The organism is Roseibium suaedae, assembly GCF_900142725.1.
Classification (GTDB): Bacteria; Pseudomonadota; Alphaproteobacteria; order Rhizobiales; family Stappiaceae; genus Roseibium; species Roseibium suaedae.
In genome coordinates, this window is the sequence record NZ_FRBW01000003.1 from 68,353 (window position 1) to 85,583 (window position 17,231).

Here is a 17,231-nt window from a genome sequence, read left to right on the forward strand (position 1 = left end):
ACAAAAACGCCGTCCTTTCGGACGGCGTTTCGTTGTGAGACAGGCCTCTGGCTGTGCAGATTACTGCGGCTTGCCGTCGGTGCCCTTCTGAGCGTCGATCAGCTTCTGACGGGCTTCGTCAGCGCGGCGCTGCAGTTCGTTCTGGAGCTCTTCCTGCTTGCGCTGCAGTTCTGCAACGTCGGTCGGAGCGCCCGTATAGACCTTGGTGAAGCCGGCGAGGGTCAATTCCATCGGAATCGGCTTTGCCTGCTGGTTCAAGGTGGTCAGAACGAGCTTGCCGCCAGCCTTGAGCGTGCCGATAAAGGCATCGTCAACGACCAGTTCGGAATAGCATGCGTTCGGGAAGCAGATGCCGTACTTGCCTTCGGTCTGCTTGCCGGCATCAACCTGTACGCGCAGGCCCGGCTGGATCAGCATTCCCGGCGGGACGGCGATCAGAAGGGTCTTGCGTGCTTCCCCTTCGATTTCGCGAAGGGCAACAGAAGCCAGGAACTGGCCGGTGTTGGTGCGAAGCTCCTGCGTGATGAGGCAGATCTGCTTGTTGACCTTGGGGTCGACGTTACAGACCTTGATCCAGGGAGATTCTTCCCCTTCACTCTGCGCAGCTGCGCCGGTCACCGAAGAGGAGATTGCCAGTGCGGCAAACGCACAGCCGATCAATCCTCTTTTGAAAAAACTCGTCATTCGAACCTTCCTCAAACGTTCGTCCGCGAACCTAACGCCGTTCTGCTGCATTCACGCTTCAACTTCAAGAGCCAGAACCGGCGGTTTGTTGCCCGGCGCACCGTTGAATGATGAATAGGGCAAGAGGGTGGCGGAATTGCAACGCTAACGCTTTCAACGTGTGTGTTTTCAAATCACCTTTTACAAAGCAGTTCCAACTGCCCTGTCTAACCTCGCGAAGTCAATATCTTGTCCTCAGTGTTGCATAATCAAGGTTTGGTTTGAAGCGACTGGGGCAGCAGATTGGCCCTTGTGTTAACATTGTTCGAGAATCAAAGCCGGATGTGAGCCCCGGACCGAGCACCTGCAGACTGAGCCCCAGACCATGACCCGTACCGCCATTACCCGTTTTCTGTTCCGGTTGGGCATGACTGCCCGGTCCGTTGCGCCCGTCCTGGGCGCGGCGCTGGTCCTGGCTCCGTTGAATGGCCATGACGTTTGGGCGCAGGACGCGGACGTGCCATCCGTTCCGGCGATCGCCATGCATGGAGAACCGGAGCTGTCGCCCGGGTTCACATCCCTGCCCTTTGCCAATCCGGATGCCCCCAAGGGCGGAATTCTGACGCTTGGCGTTCAGGGCACGTTTGACAGCATGAACTCCTTCATCATCCAGGGGGGCTGGACCAGTGCCCGCGGCATGCGGGAGCGGGAGTTCGGCAACAACGTGCTGGAAAGCCTGATGATGCGCTCCTACGGGGAGCCTTTCACGCTCTATGGCTTGCTGGCAGAAAGCGTGCGCATGCCTGACAGCCGGGAGTGGATCGAGTTTACCCTCAATCCCAAGGCGGCATTTTCCGACGGAACGCCCGTGACCGTCGAGGATGTGGCGTTCTCTCTCGACATTATCCGCGACAAGGGCCGTCCGCCGTTCCGCAACTGGTACAAGCAGATCGTCCGCAAGGAATTTCCCGCTGAACGGACCATCCGCCTGGTGTTTGAGAACGGCAACAACCGGGAACTGCCCTTGCTGATTGCGCTGGCTCCGGTCTTTTCGAAGGCCGCGACGGATGCGGAAAACTTCGACAAGTCCTCTCTCAAGCCGCTGGTTGGGTCGGGTCCCTATGTCTTTTCGGAGATTGACCCGGGCAAGCGCACGGTTCTGAAGAAAAACCCGGACTACTGGGCAAAGGATCTGCCGGTAAAGGCCGGCTTCGACAATTTCGATGAGATTCGGGTCGAGTATTTCCGTGACGAGACAACGCTTCAGGAGGCCTTCAAGAAGGGCCTGATCGATGCGCTGAAGTTCGGCGACCCGACCCGCTGGGCCACAGGCTTTGACTTTCCCGCCGCCAAGGATGGCCGGGTCAAGCAGCTTTCCATCGAACTTGGCATTCCGGCCAATACGCAAGGCATTGCCTTCAACACCCGTCAGGACGTGTTCCAGGATGTGCGCCTGCGCCGAGCGCTCGCCATGCTCTATGATTTCGAGTGGGTGAACCGGAACATGTATCACGGCCTCTACAGGCGGACGGCCGGATATTGGGACAATTCGATTCTCTCTTCCATTGGCCGTCCGGCCGACGACCGTGAGAAGGCATTGCTTGCTCCCTTCCCGGACGCGGTTACCCCGGAGGTGATGGACGGCAGCTGGCGTCCGGTTCAGGCCGATGGCACCGGACGTGACCGCAAGGTGATGCGTCAGGCTTTGGACGCCTTCAAGTCCGCCGGATATGACATCAAGGACGGCAAGATGATCAATCTGGCAAGCGGCAAGCCGCTGACCTTCGAGATCATGACCAAGAACGAGGATGAGGAGAAGCTGGCGCTGGTCTATGCCCGCACGCTCAAGGCGCTCGGCATCGAGATCTCCGTTCGCGCCGTCGACCCCTCCCAGTTCGAGGATCGCCGCACCAAACGACATTTCGACATGGTGTTCAACACCTGGATCTCGTCGCTTTCGCCGGGCAGCGAGCAATATGGCCGCTGGTCCAGCGCCTCCGCCGATGCGGAAGGTTCGTTCAATTTCGTCGGGGCGCATAATCCTGCCATCGACGCCCTGATTGATGCTATCGTTGCGGCACGCACGCAGGAAGATTTCCTGGCGGCCGTGCGTGCGCTCGACCGGGTTCTGATTTCGGGAGCCTATGCGGTTCCCCTGCACCATTTGCCGGATGAATGGATCGGCTACTGGGCCAACAAGGTTCAGCCGCCGGAGACTTTCTCTCTCTATGGCAATTCCTTTGATACCTGGTGGTCTGCCGAGGCAGCTGGCAAATGACCGGATACGGGATCTGACGCGATGAAAGTGATCACCGACAAGCAGGCGGAAACCTACCGGCAGGCCGGCATCTGGGGCGATGCGACCCTGGACAGCCTGTTCGCCGCCACAGCTGCCGCTCATCCAAACCGGGTCGCAATGGTGGATTCTCCGGACCGCCCCGACTGGACCGGCGGCACGCCCCGCAGTCTGACCTATGCCGAGGCGGACCGGGAGATCGACCGCCTTGCAGCCTTTTATGGCGCGGTGGGGATGCAGCCCGATTTCGTTCTGGGCATCCAGTCCCCGAACACGGTGGACACGGTTCTGGCCTTCCTTGGAGCCTTGCGCGCAGGACTGATCGTCTCGCCGCTGCCGCTTCACTGGCGCCAGAAGAATGTTCTGAGCGCGCTGAATTCCATTGGTGCCAAGGGCTTCATTGCTGCTGACCGGGTGGAAACGCGCATGATGGCCCATGCCGCGCGGGATGTGGCTGGCGAGTTGTTCAGCCTGCGCTTCGTCTTCGGGCTGGGCCATGAACTGCCAGATGGTTTGGTCGAACTCGGCCCGATGCTGGAGGAGATGGGCAATGACCTGCCGCCTCTGCCGCAGCCCCGTGACGAAGCCTCCGATCATATCGCCACCATTTCCTGGAGCCGGTCTTCCAAGGATACGGTCGCTGTCACCCGCAGTCACAATCACTGGATGGCGGCAGCTCAGATGATCATGAGCGAAACGGGCCTCAAGGAAGGCGCGTCCGTTCTGGTTCCCTATGCGCTGAGCGGGCTGACCGGCCTTGGCGGTGGTCTTGCGCCCTGGCTGATGTGCGGCGGCACCCTGCACCTCCATCATCCGACGTCCCTGCCCGGTCTTGCCCGTCACGCGAACTCTGTGTCTGCGGATTACATTCTGGCACCGGGACCGCTGGCGCAGATCCTCGACCGGGGCGTTGCCTCCAAGGATGCCGCGATCATTGCCGCCTGGAACATTGCCGCGCCGTTGCCTGGACGTTTCACCCCGCGCCACCCCCTCATCGACCTGCATATTGCCGATGAATATGCACTCGTCGCCAAGAAGCGCACCCATGAGGAGGTCGAGGCCGTTCCGGTGGGAAAGCCCCTGGGGCCTGACGGATGCCAGCCCGGGGCAGCCCTTCTGGAGATCGGCCTGAAGGATGGCATTACCGCGAATTATCCCGGAACGCTTCTGGTGAAGGGGGCCGTCGTGCCGGGCACGGACTGGCCAACGATCCCGGAACACAAGCGGGTCAAGAAGGACGCCGAAGGATTCCTTGAGACCGGCATCATGGTGCTCACCCACGACGATGGACTTCTCGGTTTCGGCATTCCCGGGGTCTATGCCCAGGGTGTGGGCGACCTGGAGCAGGTGGACGAGGCCTATAAAGGGTTCCCGGGCTTGCGCGAAGCCGCTGCGTTTCTGGTTGAAGACGAGGTGCTCGGCAGCCGCATCTTTGCAGCTCTTGTTCCCTCGTCCGGAACCGTACCCGATGCCCGCGCTTTCTATTCCTATCTGGACGCGCAGGGTGTCGATCTGGCCGCGATTCCCCACCGGGTTCTGGTTCTCCAGAGCCTGCCGCGTCTGGAAGATGGATCTGTTGACCGTGAGCGTCTCACGTTGAGGACGCAGCGCATGTCTGCACAGGTAGCCTAGGGTTCTGACCCTAGACCTTCCTGTGGCTGCGCGAAACGGATAGTGTCGCCCGATGGATTCTGAAAGTTCATTTCTCTGGCAGGGACCAACCTGGTTCCTGGGCTGCATGCCGCCTGTTCCCACTGGCGGTCTTCCGGGCCTGGGAGCGGATGTTGATCTTCTGACAGCCTTTGCCGCGGATGAGGACATTTCCTTTCCGCTTCCAAGCTCCGTTTTGGTCGATCCCGAACAGATCCCGGCTGACGTCAGGGACAAGTTCCTTGTCTGGCTGGCAAACCAGTTGCTCGCGCTGCCGAGTGACGTGCCGGTCATCTATTTCAGCGAAGGCGATTGTCTCGTACCGGACAAGCCGAAATCCTCCGCCATCCTGAACAGGAGCATTTCAGAGACCGCGCTGTTCGAGCGGATCTGTGACCTGCAACGGGTGTTGATCCGGTCTGAAGAGGCCCGGCTTCGGCGCTTGGTCTTCGGCAGGGTTCCAGGATATGGCGCAGCGCCCCATATCTCCGGACGCGGAGGCCTTCTGGTGATCGGCTTCGGCGGACGATTCCTGGATGTGATGCAGGCGCGGCAGAAGAATGTCGACGTGATCGGTGCCTTCGATCAGCGCATGGGCGAGGAATATCTGTCCCAGCGCGCGTTCGATGCGGTCATCCTCGATGGCGCATTTGATGACGTGCTCGAGAACCTGCGCTGCCTCAGGCGGGATGCCCGCTTCGCGTCGATTCCCGTGCTGGCGGTCACAAGCTTCGAGAGTGATCTTCCGATTTTCTATGACGCTGGCGCAAACGACGTGCTGCTCGCCCCGCTCTCCCAGGACATGCTGCGTCAGAGACTGGCGGCGGCCATCCGCCTTGGCAAGCGGCGCCGGCTGGCTGACCGGGTTCTGGCTGAAAGCCGCAAGTGGCTCATGCAGCAGCAGCAATCCGGAGGCCTCAAGCGCCGGGATTATGACAGCTATCTCCAACAGGCGGCAAAGGCCCTGTCTGCCCGCGGATTGATGATCTGGCAGATCAGCCTTTTGCCCGATGTTCCGCCGAGCGGTGACTTTACCGGCATGATCGCGCCCGACCTTTGCGGAACGGTGCTGTCCATCGCCGATGCTACCAGCCGCGAGGAAGATCTTGTCTGTTTCGTCCGTGATCTCGGTCCCGTCGCTGTTCTCAAAAGCGAAAGAGGCTGCGAGAGACTGAAATCCCGGATCAGCGCGATCCTCGGCCACACGAGGCTTTGAAGGTGAGATGAGCGTGCTGTTGCGCTAGTATCTGCCTGACAAGCCATCAGATTGGCGGAGTTTGCCGCCGAAGGACCCATCATGACGTCTTCCCCTGCCCCGATTTCCGTCGATATCGTTTCCGATGTCGTGTGCCCGTGGTGCTACATCGGCAAGCGCCGGCTTGAGGCCGCCCTGTCGCAGGTTTCTGATCTATCCGTGCAGGTGCGCTGGCATCCCTATCAGCTTGACGAGACCATTCCGCTCGAAGGCAAGGACCGCCGCCGCTACCTGCTCGACAAGTTCGGCCCGGACCGCATTGAAACGATCCATGACCGGATTGAACAGATCGGCGCGGAAGAGAACATCGACTTTGCCTTCGACAAGATCGAGATCAGTCCGAACACGCTGGACGCCCACCGCCTGATCCTCTGGGCAAAGGCAGAAGGCAAGCAGACGGAAATGGTCGAGCGCCTGTTCCAGGCCTTCTTCGTCAACGGAGAGGACCTGACAAAGGCCGAAACGCTCATCTCGATCGCAAAGGAAGTCGGGCTGGAAGAAGACCTTGTCGAGCAACTTCTCGATACGGATTCCGACGTGGAGAAAACCCGCAAGCAGATCGCCAAGGCCCGGCAGATCGGTGTGACCGGCGTTCCCTTCTTCATTATCGATGGCCGTTTCGCCGTTTCCGGTGCCGAGGCTGCAGAAACGCTCGCCGCCGCCTTGCGCCATGCGGAAGAAACCCGTCCGGGCGACGGGATGCAGGCGCCTCCCTCCCCCTTGTAATTACAAGAGGATAGCTCCCCTTTCTGCGATTTCAGATGATCGGCGACAGGCATGTCAGGGGCCAGATCATAGAGGCCCCATGTCATAAGGGATCAATGTCTTAGAGGACCCATGGAATTTCAAATCCGCTACCGCTTCGAAGACTATGTCCAACCGATCTACTATCCTTTCAAGCGCCGCATAAAGCGCCGCTGGCTGCGGCAACTGATCTTCTGGGGTGCCATCCTTGCCAATTTCGGCATTTCGGCCACACTCATTCGCACGAGCCTCAGCAATGGCAAGCCTCTCGACTGGTTTTATTTTCTGAACGGGCTGCTCGGCGTGCTTCTGCTCACGCTGACCTATGTCGTGACGCCTCTGGCCTTGAGAAAGAGGTTCAAACGCACGGTCTTTCAGACACATGATGTTCAGTTCCGCCTGTCTGAAGCGTTTTTCGAGGTCACAGCCGGACCGATCTACAACAAGGTGGAATGGTCCGGAATTCAGGGGCTTGGGGAAAGCCCTAGCTGCTATCTTGTCTGGATAAACAGTCAGGCGTTCGTTGTTCCGAAACGCTGCTTCAAAACGGCAGAAGAGCAAACAGCCTTCACCCATTTTGTCGAGGAGCGGACAGGGTTCCGTTTTTCCTGATCTTCCTGCGCCGCTCGTGACGTACACGGAAAATACCTGAAAAACAAAACCCCCGGACCGATTTGGCCCGGGGGTTTTGCTGTTTTCGGACAGGGCCAATATCCTGCGCCATTAGGGGCGAAGGGTTTCGGCGTGCCTGCTATTAGCCGCGCAGGATCGAACGGCCGGCGTAGATTGCCTGTGCGCCCAGTTCTTCCTCGATGCGGATGAGCTGGTTGTACTTGGCAAGCCGGTCGGAACGGGCCAGGGAGCCGGTCTTGATCTGACCGCAGTTGGTGGCAACCGCGAGGTCGGCAATGGTCGCATCTTCGGTTTCACCGGAGCGGTGAGACATGACAGCGGTGTAGCCGGCCTTGTGGGCGGTCTCGACGGCGTCCAGGGTCTCGGACAGGGTGCCGATCTGGTTGACCTTGATCAGGATCGAGTTGGCGATGCCTTCGGAGATCCCGCGGCGCAGGCGCTTGGAGTTGGTCACGAACAGGTCGTCGCCCACGAGCTGGCACTTGGAGCCGAACAGGTCGGTCGCAGCCTTCCAGCCAGCCCAGTCATCTTCAGCCAGACCGTCTTCGATCGAGATGATCGGGTAACGGGCAGCCAGGTCTTCCAGGTACTTGGCCATTTCTTCCGGAGACAGGGTCTTGCCTTCACCGGCCAGAACGTACTTGCCATCCTTGAAGAATTCGGTGGAAGCAGCATCGAGCGCGAGGAACATGTCTTCGCCCGGCTTGTAACCGGCCTTTTCGATCGCCTTCATCACGAAGCCGATGGCAGCATCGGTGGATTCCAGGTTGGGAGCAAAGCCGCCTTCGTCACCGACGTTGGTGTTGTGGCCAGCGTCGTTCAGGGCCTTCTTGAGGGTGTGGAACACTTCCGACCCCATGCGGACGGCTTCCTTCAGGGAGGAGGCGCCAACCGGCATGATCATGAATTCCTGGAAGTCGATCGGGTTGTCCGCATGAGCGCCGCCGTTGATGATGTTCATCATCGGAACCGGCAGGGTGCGGGCAGACGTGCCGCCAACGTAGCGGTAAAGCGGCAGGCCGGAAGCCTGAGCAGCAGCACGCGCGACGGCCAAGGAAACGCCGAGGATGGCATTGGCGCCAAGGCGGCCCTTGTTCTCGGTGCCGTCCAGGTCGATCATGGCCTGGTCGATCTTGAGCTGCTCTTCCGCATCGAGGCCGGAAACCGTCTCGAAGATCTCGCCGTTCACGGCATCAACAGCCTGCTCGACGCCCTTGCCCAGGTAGCGGGAGCCACCGTCGCGAAGTTCCACGGCTTCATGGGCACCGGTGGATGCACCCGACGGAACGGCTGCACGGCCGAAAGATCCGTCTTCCAGAAACACGTCCACTTCGACGGTCGGGTTGCCGCGGCTGTCGAGGATCTCGCGGGCCTTGATGTCGATGATTGCGGTCATAGATCAACTCCTGTGTTTGCCGCCGGGCGGCAGATGCGGACCCTCCCGGGAGGTATGGATCCAATTGCGAAGGGCTGCCCTGATGGACAGCCCTTAAAGTCAAATTCAAGCGGAAGCGCTGGCTTTCACCACGGTGTCGATTGCCTTGAGCTCGGACAACATCGCCCCGAGATCCTTGAGAGCAATCATGTTCGGCCCGTCAGAGGAAATGGTGTTGTCCGGATCCGGATGGGTTTCGATGAAGAGACCACCGACGCCGACGGCAACAGCGGCGCGTGCCAGAACGGCAACCATGCGACGGTCGCCACCGGACGAGCCGCCAAGGCCGCCCGGCTGCTGGACCGAATGGGTCGCATCGAACACGACCGGGGCACCGGTCTCCGCCATGATCGGCAGGGCGCGGAAGTCGCTCACCAGCGTATTGTAGCCGAAGCTCACGCCGCGCTCGGTCAGAAGAACATTCGGATTGCCGCTTTCGACAATCTTCATCAGAACGTTCTTCATGTCCCAGGGCGCCAGAAACTGCCCCTTCTTCACGTTGACAATCGCGCCGGTGTTGGCTGCGGCAACGAGAAGGTCGGTCTGGCGGCACAGGAAGGCCGGAATCTGAAGCACATCGACCACCTCAGCGACCGGAGCACACTGATCGGCGGAGTGGATGTCGGTCAGAACAGGAAGTCCGTAGGTTTCCTTGATCTCGGCAAAGACCGGCAGGGCGTCCTTGAGCCCAACCCCGCGCGAGGCGGACAGAGACGTGCGATTTGCCTTGTCGAAGGAGGACTTGAATACAACCGGAATGCCGAGGCCGCCCGCAATTTCCTTGACGGCGGCTGCGCATTCCAGAACGTGCGCACGGCTTTCCATCTGACAGGGACCAGCGATCAGGCTGAAAGGGGCTGCATTGTCAAAGGTGACGTTGCCGACGCGAACCTGACTGTTCGGCTGGGACATGAGGCATTCCTTATGGAAATGTGGCCTGGCCATTTTGAAGGTGGCACGGCCACTTTGGAAATCGCCCGTTCCATAGCCTTTCTTGGCAATGGCCGCAAGATTCACAGCACCTTTTGCAGCTGATTAAGGACCTGTGTTTCACAGTGGAAAAGTTATAATGTAGAATGCGATGTCCGCGAGATGCTCCGCCTCGAATTCGACATTATAAGACTTGTTATTGGAACCACCTGAGGTCTGCTGCGTTATCGATTTGGCCCTTGGCCAGTTTTCTCCGCCGTGACCTTTGAACTTATAAGATTTGGAAGATTTCTGAATGACCAGACCGATCCGTAAAGCCGTCCTTCCCGTTGCCGGTCTCGGCACGCGGTTTCTGCCAGCCACCAAGGCTGTTCCGAAGGAAATGCTGACAATCGTCGATCGTCCGATTGTTCAATATGTGGTCGAGGAAGCCAAGGCTGCCGGCATCGAGCACATCGTCTTCGTGACGGGCCGCAACAAGCAGGTCATCGAAGACCATTTCGACCGTGCCTATGAGCTGGAAGACACCCTTCAGGCCCGCAACAAGAAGTCCGCGCTGGACCTGCTCGACAAGCTGCGCCCCGTCGCCGGTGCAACCAGCTTTACCCGTCAGCAGGACCCGCTCGGTCTCGGTCATGCGATCTGGTGTGCCCGTGACATCATCGGTCATGAGCCCTTTGCCATTCTCCTGCCGGACATGATCATGAAGTCCGACCCGGGCTGCCTGAGCCAGATGGTCGACATCTACAATCAGAAGGGCGGCAACGTGATTTCCGTTGAAGCCGTACCGGAGGACCAGACCCATAACTACGGGATCGTCGAGATTGATGGCGATCAGAATGATCTGACTTTCGGCATCAAGGGCATGGTCGAAAAGCCGGCCCAGGGCACTGCCCCGTCCAATCTCTACATCAATGGCCGTTATATCCTTCAGCCCGAGATCTTCGATCTTCTGGAAAAGCAGGAAAAGGGTGCGGGCGGCGAAATCCAGCTGACCGATGCCATGCTGACGCTGATGGGACAGCAGACCTTCACCGGCCTGCGCTTCACCGGCCAGACCTATGATTGCGGCTCGAAGGCGGGCTTCCTCAGCGCCAACATCGCCTATGCTCTGGAAGATCCGGAACTGTCCCGCGAGCTTCTGCCGCTGCTACGCGACATGATCGGTGACAAGAGCCTGATGGCCGCCGCCGAATAAGCCAAAGTCTGCTGCCGCTTGCATTCAGCGGCAGCTTCCGGCTAGGAGAGAACCGGGTGTCCATGGCGTGTCCTTGGCGCCCGGTTTTTCTTTGTCCCCAAAAGGTTCCCGCTCCCCATGACTGCCATTGCTTTGGAAGACACCCGGATTGCCGTTATTGGTCTGGGCTACGTGGGCTTGCCGGTGGCCGTCAGCTTTGCGGAAGCGGGCTATGACATTCTGGGCTTCGACATCAAGGAAGGCCGGATTGCCGAGCTGAGCAAGGGGACAGACAGCACCTCGTCAGTGACCTCCGAAAGACTGCGCAAGAGCACCCTGAAGGTCAGCTCCGACCCTGCAGATCTCACCGGCTATGACGTCTTTATCGTGGCTGTGCCGACACCTGTCGACAAGGCCAAGCGCCCCGACCTGACACCCTTCGCCAGTGCAGCGCGCACGGTCTCTGGTGCCCTGCGCCCCGGTTCCGTCGTGGTGTTTGAATCAACCGTCTTCCCGGGCGCAACGGAAGATGTTGCGGTTCCGATCCTTGAGGCAGGCTCCGGGCTTCGTTTCGGAGAAGGGTTCGAAGTCGGTTACTCTCCGGAACGAATCAATCCGGGGGATCCGGACCGGGACTTCAAGGACATCGTGAAGATCGTCTCCGGCAGTTCCGCCTCGACCCTCTCGTTCCTCTCTGCTCTCTACGGCAGCGTTGTCACGGCGGGCATACACGAGGCGCCATCGATCAAGGTGGCGGAAGCGGCCAAAGTCATCGAGAACACCCAGCGGGATCTCAACATCGCGCTGATGAACGAACTTTCCATGCTCTTCCATGCCATGGGCATCGATACAAGGGATGTGCTTGCGGGCTCTTCCACGAAGTGGAACTTCCTGCCGTTCCAGCCCGGTCTCGTCGGCGGCCATTGCATCGGGGTCGACCCCTACTACCTCACTCACAAGGCCCATGAAATCGGTCTGACCCCTCAGGTCATTCTGGCCGGACGCGGCACAAATGAGGCCATGCCTTCCTATGTGGCTGGCAAGATCATTCAGGCCTGCGTCCGCCTGGGGCGCCAGATGCCGCCAAAGATTGCCGTTCTCGGCCTGACCTACAAGGCGAATGTGCCGGATACGCGCAATTCCAAGGTCGTGGATCTGGTGAGGGAGTTGAAGGATTTCGGCGCGGACGTCCGTATCCTGGATCCGATGGCGGATGCGGAGGACGTGCGTGAGGAATATGGCCTCGAACTGAGCACGGCTGCCGATCTGAAGGGGTCGGATGCGGTGATCCTTGCCGTTCCCCATGATGACCTCTTTGAGGGTGGCCGCAACTGGGGGGCAATCACACCCTATCTCGGTGAGGGAACCTGTCTGGTCGCCGACCTGCCGGCCCGTTTGGATCGGGATCTTTGCCCGGACAATGTACAACTCTGGCGGCTGTGATTTTTGAGCTGGGCTGAACAGTCTTGCGAAATCGTCCTGCCAAAATTACCAGCAATCCAATCCGGATTTTCTGACGTATACTGACCGTTCCCCTTTGAAGAGGAGTGGTCCGTCATGCGGTTCATCGGCTTTTTCTGTCTTTGGGTACTGGCTGCCGTGGTCTTCGGTACGGCAGGCAGCAGTGTATCGGCGCAAGACGCCTCAAGTGGCAATGGTCCTGCCTTCCAGAAGATCATCAAGGGCCAGATGAATGCCTTTGCCCGCGGGGACGCGGTGCAGGCCTTTTCCTTTGCCAGCCGTGACCTCCAGCACCGGTTCCAGACCCCGGATTTCTTTATGCAGATGGTGCGTCAGGGCTATCAGCCTGTCTACCGTCCGCGCGACGTATCCTTCGGTGCCTTGAAACCGGGACCGCAAGGGCCAGTGCAGGAAGTCTACGTGATCGGCCCGGATGGCGAGACCTGGCTGGCGCTCTACAGTTTCGAACAACAGGAAGACGGCACCTGGAAGATTTCCGGCTGCTATCTGACAAAGTCGCCAGGCCTTTCGGCCTGACGGCGTTCTTTGCTGCCTGACAGTCCTGGACTAGAGGGCGGCGATATCGCCCCGGGCCCAGTCTTCCTTGGTCTTTTGATAGAAAGCCTCGAAGGTGCCTGCCTCGATCGCATCGCGCATGCCCTTCATCAGGGTCTGATAATAGGCGATGTTGTTCCAGGTCAGCAGCATGGCTGCCAGACCTTCGCCGCAGCGGACCAGGTGGTGCAGATAGGCGCGGCTGTAGGTCGAGGTCGCAGGACACGCCGCTTCTTCATCCAGCGGACGCGGGTCGTCCGCATGACGGGCATTCTTGAGGTTGACCTTGCCGAAACGGGTATAGGCAAGGCCATGGCGGCCTGCGCGGGTCGGCATCACGCAGTCGAACTGGTCGATGCCGCGCTTGACGCTTTCAAGCAGATCGTCCGGTGTGCCGACGCCCATCAGATAGCGCGGCTTGTCGACCGGCATGACCGGCGTGGTGATGTCCAGCATGCGCAGCATCACGTCCTGCGGTTCGCCCACGGCCAGTCCCCCGACGGAATAGCCTTCGAACGGCATCTTGCCGAGTTCTTCAGCCGACCGGATACGCAGGTCCGGCACATCGCCGCCCTGAACGATGCCATAGAGCCCCTGCCCCTTGCCCGGACCGCCCATGGTCTCGAACTGGCGGCGGGAGCGTTCTGCCCAGCGGAGCGATAGCTCCATGGCGCGCTTCACTTCCTCAGGAGGCGACGGCAGCTTGATGCATTCATCGAGCTGCATCTGGATATCGGAGCCGAGAAGTCCCTGGATCTCGATGGACCGCTCCGGGGTCAGGTGATAGCGCTGGCCGTCGATGTGGCTCTGGAACTTGACACCGTCCTCGTCCAGCTTACGCAGCTGAGCGAGCGACATGACCTGAAACCCGCCGCTGTCGGTCAGGATCGTGTGCGGCCAGTTCATGAATTTGTGCAGCCCGCCCAGCCGGTCAACACGCTCGGCGGTGGGGCGCAGCATCAGGTGATAGGTGTTGCCAAGCACGACCTCGGCACCGGTCTGTTCGACATCGTCCATGAACATGGCCTTGACGGTCGCCTGGGTGCCAACCGGCATGAAGGCCGGGGTCTGGACGGTGCCATGGGGCGTGGAAATTTCCCCACGGCGGGCCATGCCGTCCGTCTTGATCAGCTTGAAGGAAAAGGGCTTGGCGGAGGCGCTCATGGCGTCAGTCCTGTTGTTCGCGCGTCAGCCGGGGGAACAGCAACGAAGAGTCCCCATAGCTGTAGAAGCGGTATTCGGTCTGGATGGCGTGGGCATAGGCCCGGTGCATGGTCTCAAGACCGGCAAAGGCCGAGACCAGCATGAAGAGGGTCGAACGCGGCAGATGGAAATTGGTCATCAGCGCATCGATGGTCCGGAAGCGATAGCCGGGAGTGATGAAAATCCGGGTTTCACCGCAGAAAGGGGCGAGACCTTCCTCCCCTTGGGAGGCGCTTTCCAGAATGCGCAAGGAGGTGGTGCCAACGGCAACCACCTTGTTGCCACGCGCTTTCACAGCCTTCAGAGCCGCGACAGTGGACGCAGAGATTTCTCCCCACTCGGCATGCATCTTGTGGCCGTCCGTATCATCGCTTTTGACGGGCAGAAATGTTCCGGCGCCGACATGAAGGGTCACGCCATATGTTTCGACACCGCGAGCCTCGAGGTTTTGCATAAGCTTTGGCGTGAAATGGAGACCGGCGGTGGGAGCGGCAACAGCCCCTTCCCGTTCCGCAAACATGGTCTGATAGTCGGCCCGGTCCTGCTCGTCTTCAGGGCGCTGCGCGGCGATATAGGGCGGCAGCGGAATGTGGCCGACGGTGGCGATCGCCTCGTCGAGAGCGGGGCCTGCGACATCGAACATCAGCAGAACCTCCCCCGCATCCCCTTTTTCGGCGACGGTCGCGTCCAGCGTCCCGGAAAGGCAGGTGCTGCCTTCACCGCCAAAGCGGACACGGTCACCGATCACGAGCTTCTTGGCCGGGCGGACAAAGGCCCACCAGCGGTCATCGCCGGCACGAAGGTGCAGGGTTGCGCTGATCTTTGCCGTGGCTTCGCCTCTCGTGCGCGTGCCTTCCAGCTGGGCCGGGATCACCTTCGTGTCATTGAAGACAAGCGCGTCGCCAGGTTCGAGCCAGTCAGGCAGCGCACTGACGATACTGTCGGTCAGCTCCGGTGATCCGTCCGGCCTGACCACAAGCAGCCGGGCAGCATCGCGCGGGCGTGCGGGACGCAGGGCAATCCGCTCATTGGGGAGCTCGAAGTCGAACAGGTCTACGCGCATGGGTCTTCTTCCGGCGGTCCGCTCCGGTCAAGACCGGTCAGGCAGATCACTGCCTAAAGCGTCCAGGCTCTTCTTTGAAAGACGATCCGGTAGCCTTCCGGATCCTCGAATGTCATGCCGACATCATCCCAATAGGGATTGTGCGACCGGACTGGCTTATAGCCATGGTGCTGCATGCGATCAATGGCCGTCTGCCACAGCTGGTCCTCAGGCATGTAGAGAACCAGAAGATGCTCATCACTGTTGCAGCGGGGAGCTCTGACGCCCTCCTCCCGCAAGAGTTCCAGATGCCACTTGGCTTCTGGAATGCCCAGAATGAGGCCCTGGTAGCCATTGTGATCGAAGCTGGTCAGTTCGGAAAAACCGGCGCCATCACAATAAAAGCGGTGCAGCGCGGCGAGGTCATTGGCTGGCCTCGCCACGCGCAGGGTCGGATATCCGGCCGCAGGCGCCATATCAGGCGTCCGCTGCAACCTTCAGGGACAGGATCTTGTCCGGGTTCTGGACCGGCTCGCCGCGCTTGATCTTGTCGACGTTTTCCATGCCTTCGATCACTTCACCCCAAACGGTGTACTGACCATCCAGGAAGCCTGTGTCTGCAAAGCAGATGAAGAACTGGCTGTCACCGGAATCCGGGTTCTGGGCACGGGCCATGGAGCAGACGCCACGGCCATGGTGAGCCTTGTTGAACTCAGCCTTGAGCTTCTTACCGGAACCGCCGGTGCCGGTGCCATGCGGGCAGCCGGTCTGAGCCATGAAGCCTTCGATGACGCGGTGGAACACGATGCCATTGTAGAAGCCTTCGCGAGCCAGTTCCTTGATGCGGGCAACGTGGTTCGGTGCCAGTTCCGGCTTCATTTCGATCACGACATTACCGACGGTGGTTTCCATCAGCAGCGTGTTTTCCGGATCTTTGATATCGGCCATGACTTGTCTCCGTTGTCTTTAAATCAGGCTCTCGCCTTGTCCTTGAGAAAGGGTTCTGATGTCAGATCACTTGGCGTCTGCCGCGACCTGCATCTTGATGATCTTGTCGGGATTTGCCGGCGGCTCCCCCTTCGCGATCTTGTCGACGAATTCCATGCCGGAGACAACCTGGCCCCAGACTGTGTATTCGCCGTTCAACCAGTCGCCATCAGCGAACATGATGAAGAACTGAGAATTGGCGCTGTCTTCTGACGCTGCACGGGCCATGCCCAGCACACCGCGCTTGAACGGTGCGTCGCTGAATTCGGCCTTCAGGTTCGGCTCGTTGGAGCCGCCGGTGCCGGTCGCCGTGGGGTCGCCGGTCTGCGCCATGAAGTTGTCGATCACGCGGTGAAACAGAAGACCGTCATAAAAGCCTTCGCGGGTCAGCTTCTTGATCTGGGCAACATGGTTTGGTGCAAGATCCGGACGCAGCTGAATGACGACGCGGCCATCCTTCAGGTCGAGATAAAGCGTGTTTTCCGGATCAAGGGTCTCTGCGCGGGCTGTGACGGTCGCGATCATCAGGGATGCGAAGACCGCGAAAATGGAAAGGATACGTGACACGTGGAACTCCGTTCGGATCATTGAAACAGGGCGCCGTCAGGCCCCTGCCGCGGTCTTTGCCTTGAGGGCCCGGGCCGCCGCTTCCGGGACAAAGGGCTCAATGGCCCCGCCCATTTTCGCGATCTGCCGAACAAGCGTGGCGGTGATGTGGCGAACGCCGGGCGAAGCAGGAAGAAACACAGTTTGCACGTCGGGTGCCAGAGTGCCGTTCATGCCGGCCATCTGCATTTCATAGTCCAGATCCGTGCCATCGCGCAGGCCTCTGAGAATACAGGCCGCACCGGTCCGGCGGGCCGCTTCCACCACGAGGCCATCAAAGGATTCGACGGAGATCCGCTCTGCAGCTTCCGGTCCGAAGGCCTCAAGGGCGCAGGCCTGGATCATTTCCACGCGCTCCTCGAAGGAGAACATGGGGGCCTTTCCCGGATGAATGCCGATCGCAACGATCACCTTGTCCGTGAGCGTCAAAGCCTGACGCAACACATCCATGTGGCCATTGGTGACCGGATCGAAGGACCCGGCATAAAGAGCGGTTCTGGTCATGGCGTTTCCATAGCCCGCCCGGCGCTTGCGGGCAAGCGTCCCTGAGTGCGGTGCCGGTTATCCTTTTTGCCCAAATTATGAACAAAACGT

General features: G+C 59.9%; 17 protein-coding genes. 8 read left to right on the forward strand and 9 right to left on the reverse strand.

Going from position 1 to position 17,231, the window contains the following annotated elements:
* Nucleotides 1-60: 60 nt before the first annotated feature.
* A complete protein-coding gene (locus BUA94_RS14005; protein WP_073013960.1) occupies nucleotides 61-684 on the reverse strand; it encodes an invasion associated locus B family protein in 624 nt (207 codons plus the stop codon).
* Between the two features lie 364 nt (nucleotides 685-1,048).
* On the opposite strand from BUA94_RS14005, the gene BUA94_RS14010 reads away from it, so the two are divergent.
* From BUA94_RS14010 to BUA94_RS14030, 5 genes are all read left to right on the forward strand, one after another.
* The gene (locus BUA94_RS14010) at nucleotides 1,049-2,941 is read left to right on the forward strand and encodes an extracellular solute-binding protein (RefSeq protein WP_073013961.1); all 1,893 of its coding nucleotides are present in this window, start codon (nucleotides 1,049-1,051) and stop codon (nucleotides 2,939-2,941) included.
* 21 nt (nucleotides 2,942-2,962) lie between these two features.
* Nucleotides 2,963-4,591, forward strand: coding sequence for a class I adenylate-forming enzyme family protein (locus BUA94_RS14015; protein ID WP_073013962.1), 1,629 nt, complete (start codon nucleotides 2,963-2,965; stop codon nucleotides 4,589-4,591).
* A gap of 52 nt (nucleotides 4,592-4,643) precedes the next feature.
* Nucleotides 4,644-5,825, forward strand: a complete 1,182-nt coding sequence (locus tag BUA94_RS14020) for a response regulator (RefSeq protein WP_208980104.1) — start codon at nucleotides 4,644-4,646, stop codon at nucleotides 5,823-5,825.
* Nucleotides 5,826-5,906: 81 nt separating this feature from the next.
* The gene (locus BUA94_RS14025) at nucleotides 5,907-6,590 is read left to right on the forward strand and encodes a DsbA family oxidoreductase (protein WP_073014375.1); all 684 of its coding nucleotides are present in this window, start codon (nucleotides 5,907-5,909) and stop codon (nucleotides 6,588-6,590) included.
* 111 nt (nucleotides 6,591-6,701) lie between these two features.
* A complete protein-coding gene (locus tag BUA94_RS14030; protein WP_073013963.1) occupies nucleotides 6,702-7,220 on the forward strand; it encodes a YcxB family protein in 519 nt (172 codons plus the stop codon).
* A gap of 142 nt (nucleotides 7,221-7,362) precedes the next feature.
* On the opposite strand, the gene eno is transcribed toward BUA94_RS14030, so the two are convergent.
* Both eno and kdsA read right to left on the reverse strand, forming a co-directional pair.
* The gene (gene eno / locus BUA94_RS14035) at nucleotides 7,363-8,637 is read right to left on the reverse strand and encodes a phosphopyruvate hydratase (protein WP_073013964.1); all 1,275 of its coding nucleotides are present in this window, start codon (nucleotides 8,635-8,637) and stop codon (nucleotides 7,363-7,365) included.
* A 105-nt stretch (nucleotides 8,638-8,742) separates the two neighbouring features.
* Entirely contained in the window at nucleotides 8,743-9,588 is an 846-nt protein-coding gene (gene kdsA, locus BUA94_RS14040; RefSeq protein WP_073014376.1) for a 3-deoxy-8-phosphooctulonate synthase, read from the reverse strand.
* Nucleotides 9,589-9,901: 313 nt separating this feature from the next.
* Between kdsA and galU the strand changes: the two genes are divergently transcribed.
* The 3 genes from galU to BUA94_RS14055 all read left to right on the forward strand — a co-directional run bounded on the left by galU (nucleotide 9,902) and on the right by BUA94_RS14055 (nucleotide 12,781).
* On the forward strand, nucleotides 9,902-10,804 hold the full coding sequence (gene galU / locus BUA94_RS14045) for a UTP--glucose-1-phosphate uridylyltransferase GalU (RefSeq protein ID WP_073013965.1): 903 nt from the start codon (nucleotides 9,902-9,904) through the stop codon (nucleotides 10,802-10,804).
* 117 nt (nucleotides 10,805-10,921) lie between these two features.
* On the forward strand, nucleotides 10,922-12,226 hold the full coding sequence (locus tag BUA94_RS14050; protein WP_073013966.1) for a nucleotide sugar dehydrogenase: 1,305 nt from the start codon (nucleotides 10,922-10,924) through the stop codon (nucleotides 12,224-12,226).
* Between the two features lie 114 nt (nucleotides 12,227-12,340).
* Nucleotides 12,341-12,781, forward strand: coding sequence for a DUF4864 domain-containing protein (locus BUA94_RS14055; RefSeq protein ID WP_073013967.1), 441 nt, complete (start codon nucleotides 12,341-12,343; stop codon nucleotides 12,779-12,781).
* Between the two features lie 30 nt (nucleotides 12,782-12,811).
* On the opposite strand, the gene tgt is transcribed toward BUA94_RS14055, so the two are convergent.
* The 6 genes from tgt to coaD form a co-directional block, all read right to left on the reverse strand.
* Nucleotides 12,812-13,963, reverse strand: a complete 1,152-nt coding sequence (tgt, locus tag BUA94_RS14060) for a tRNA guanosine(34) transglycosylase Tgt (protein ID WP_073013968.1) — start codon at nucleotides 13,961-13,963, stop codon at nucleotides 12,812-12,814.
* A gap of 4 nt (nucleotides 13,964-13,967) precedes the next feature.
* A complete protein-coding gene (gene queA, locus BUA94_RS14065; protein ID WP_073013969.1) occupies nucleotides 13,968-15,065 on the reverse strand; it encodes a tRNA preQ1(34) S-adenosylmethionine ribosyltransferase-isomerase QueA in 1,098 nt (365 codons plus the stop codon).
* Nucleotides 15,066-15,118: 53 nt separating this feature from the next.
* Nucleotides 15,119-15,520 carry a VOC family protein gene (locus tag BUA94_RS14070; protein ID WP_073013970.1) on the reverse strand — a complete coding sequence of 134 codons (402 nt, stop codon included), beginning with the start codon at nucleotides 15,518-15,520 and terminating at the stop codon, nucleotides 15,119-15,121.
* 1 nt (nucleotide 15,521) lies between these two features.
* Nucleotides 15,522-15,983, reverse strand: coding sequence for a peptidylprolyl isomerase (locus BUA94_RS14075; protein WP_139251170.1), 462 nt, complete (start codon nucleotides 15,981-15,983; stop codon nucleotides 15,522-15,524).
* A gap of 75 nt (nucleotides 15,984-16,058) precedes the next feature.
* On the reverse strand, nucleotides 16,059-16,556 hold the full coding sequence (locus tag BUA94_RS14080) for a peptidylprolyl isomerase (protein ID WP_073014377.1): 498 nt from the start codon (nucleotides 16,554-16,556) through the stop codon (nucleotides 16,059-16,061).
* Between the two features lie 78 nt (nucleotides 16,557-16,634).
* Nucleotides 16,635-17,141, reverse strand: a complete 507-nt coding sequence (gene coaD / locus BUA94_RS14085) for a pantetheine-phosphate adenylyltransferase (RefSeq protein WP_073013972.1) — start codon at nucleotides 17,139-17,141, stop codon at nucleotides 16,635-16,637.
* Nucleotides 17,142-17,231: the final 90 nt, after the last annotated feature.

Bases quoted from the DNA above. Each gene is read 5' to 3' on its own strand.
- BUA94_RS14005 (WP_073013960.1), bottom strand. From the start codon at position 684: ATGACGAGTTTTTTCAAAAGAGGATTGATCGGCTGTGCGTTTGCCGCA.
- BUA94_RS14010 (WP_073013961.1), top strand. From the start codon at position 1,049: ATGACCCGTACCGCCATTACCCGTTTTCTGTTCCGGTTGGGCATGACT.
- BUA94_RS14015 (WP_073013962.1), top strand. From the start codon at position 2,963: ATGAAAGTGATCACCGACAAGCAGGCGGAAACCTACCGGCAGGCCGGC.
- BUA94_RS14020 (WP_208980104.1), top strand. From the start codon at position 4,644: ATGGATTCTGAAAGTTCATTTCTCTGGCAGGGACCAACCTGGTTCCTG.
- BUA94_RS14025 (WP_073014375.1), top strand. From the start codon at position 5,907: ATGACGTCTTCCCCTGCCCCGATTTCCGTCGATATCGTTTCCGATGTC.
- BUA94_RS14030 (WP_073013963.1), top strand. From the start codon at position 6,702: ATGGAATTTCAAATCCGCTACCGCTTCGAAGACTATGTCCAACCGATC.
- eno (WP_073013964.1), bottom strand. From the start codon at position 8,637: ATGACCGCAATCATCGACATCAAGGCCCGCGAGATCCTCGACAGCCGC.
- kdsA (WP_073014376.1), bottom strand. From the start codon at position 9,588: ATGTCCCAGCCGAACAGTCAGGTTCGCGTCGGCAACGTCACCTTTGAC.
- galU (WP_073013965.1), top strand. From the start codon at position 9,902: ATGACCAGACCGATCCGTAAAGCCGTCCTTCCCGTTGCCGGTCTCGGC.
- BUA94_RS14050 (WP_073013966.1), top strand. From the start codon at position 10,922: ATGACTGCCATTGCTTTGGAAGACACCCGGATTGCCGTTATTGGTCTG.
- BUA94_RS14055 (WP_073013967.1), top strand. From the start codon at position 12,341: ATGCGGTTCATCGGCTTTTTCTGTCTTTGGGTACTGGCTGCCGTGGTC.
- tgt (WP_073013968.1), bottom strand. From the start codon at position 13,963: ATGAGCGCCTCCGCCAAGCCCTTTTCCTTCAAGCTGATCAAGACGGAC.
- queA (WP_073013969.1), bottom strand. From the start codon at position 15,065: ATGCGCGTAGACCTGTTCGACTTCGAGCTCCCCAATGAGCGGATTGCC.
- BUA94_RS14070 (WP_073013970.1), bottom strand. From the start codon at position 15,520: ATGGCGCCTGCGGCCGGATATCCGACCCTGCGCGTGGCGAGGCCAGCC.
- BUA94_RS14080 (WP_073014377.1), bottom strand. From the start codon at position 16,556: ATGATCGCGACCGTCACAGCCCGCGCAGAGACCCTTGATCCGGAAAAC.
- coaD (WP_073013972.1), bottom strand. From the start codon at position 17,141: ATGACCAGAACCGCTCTTTATGCCGGGTCCTTCGATCCGGTCACCAAT.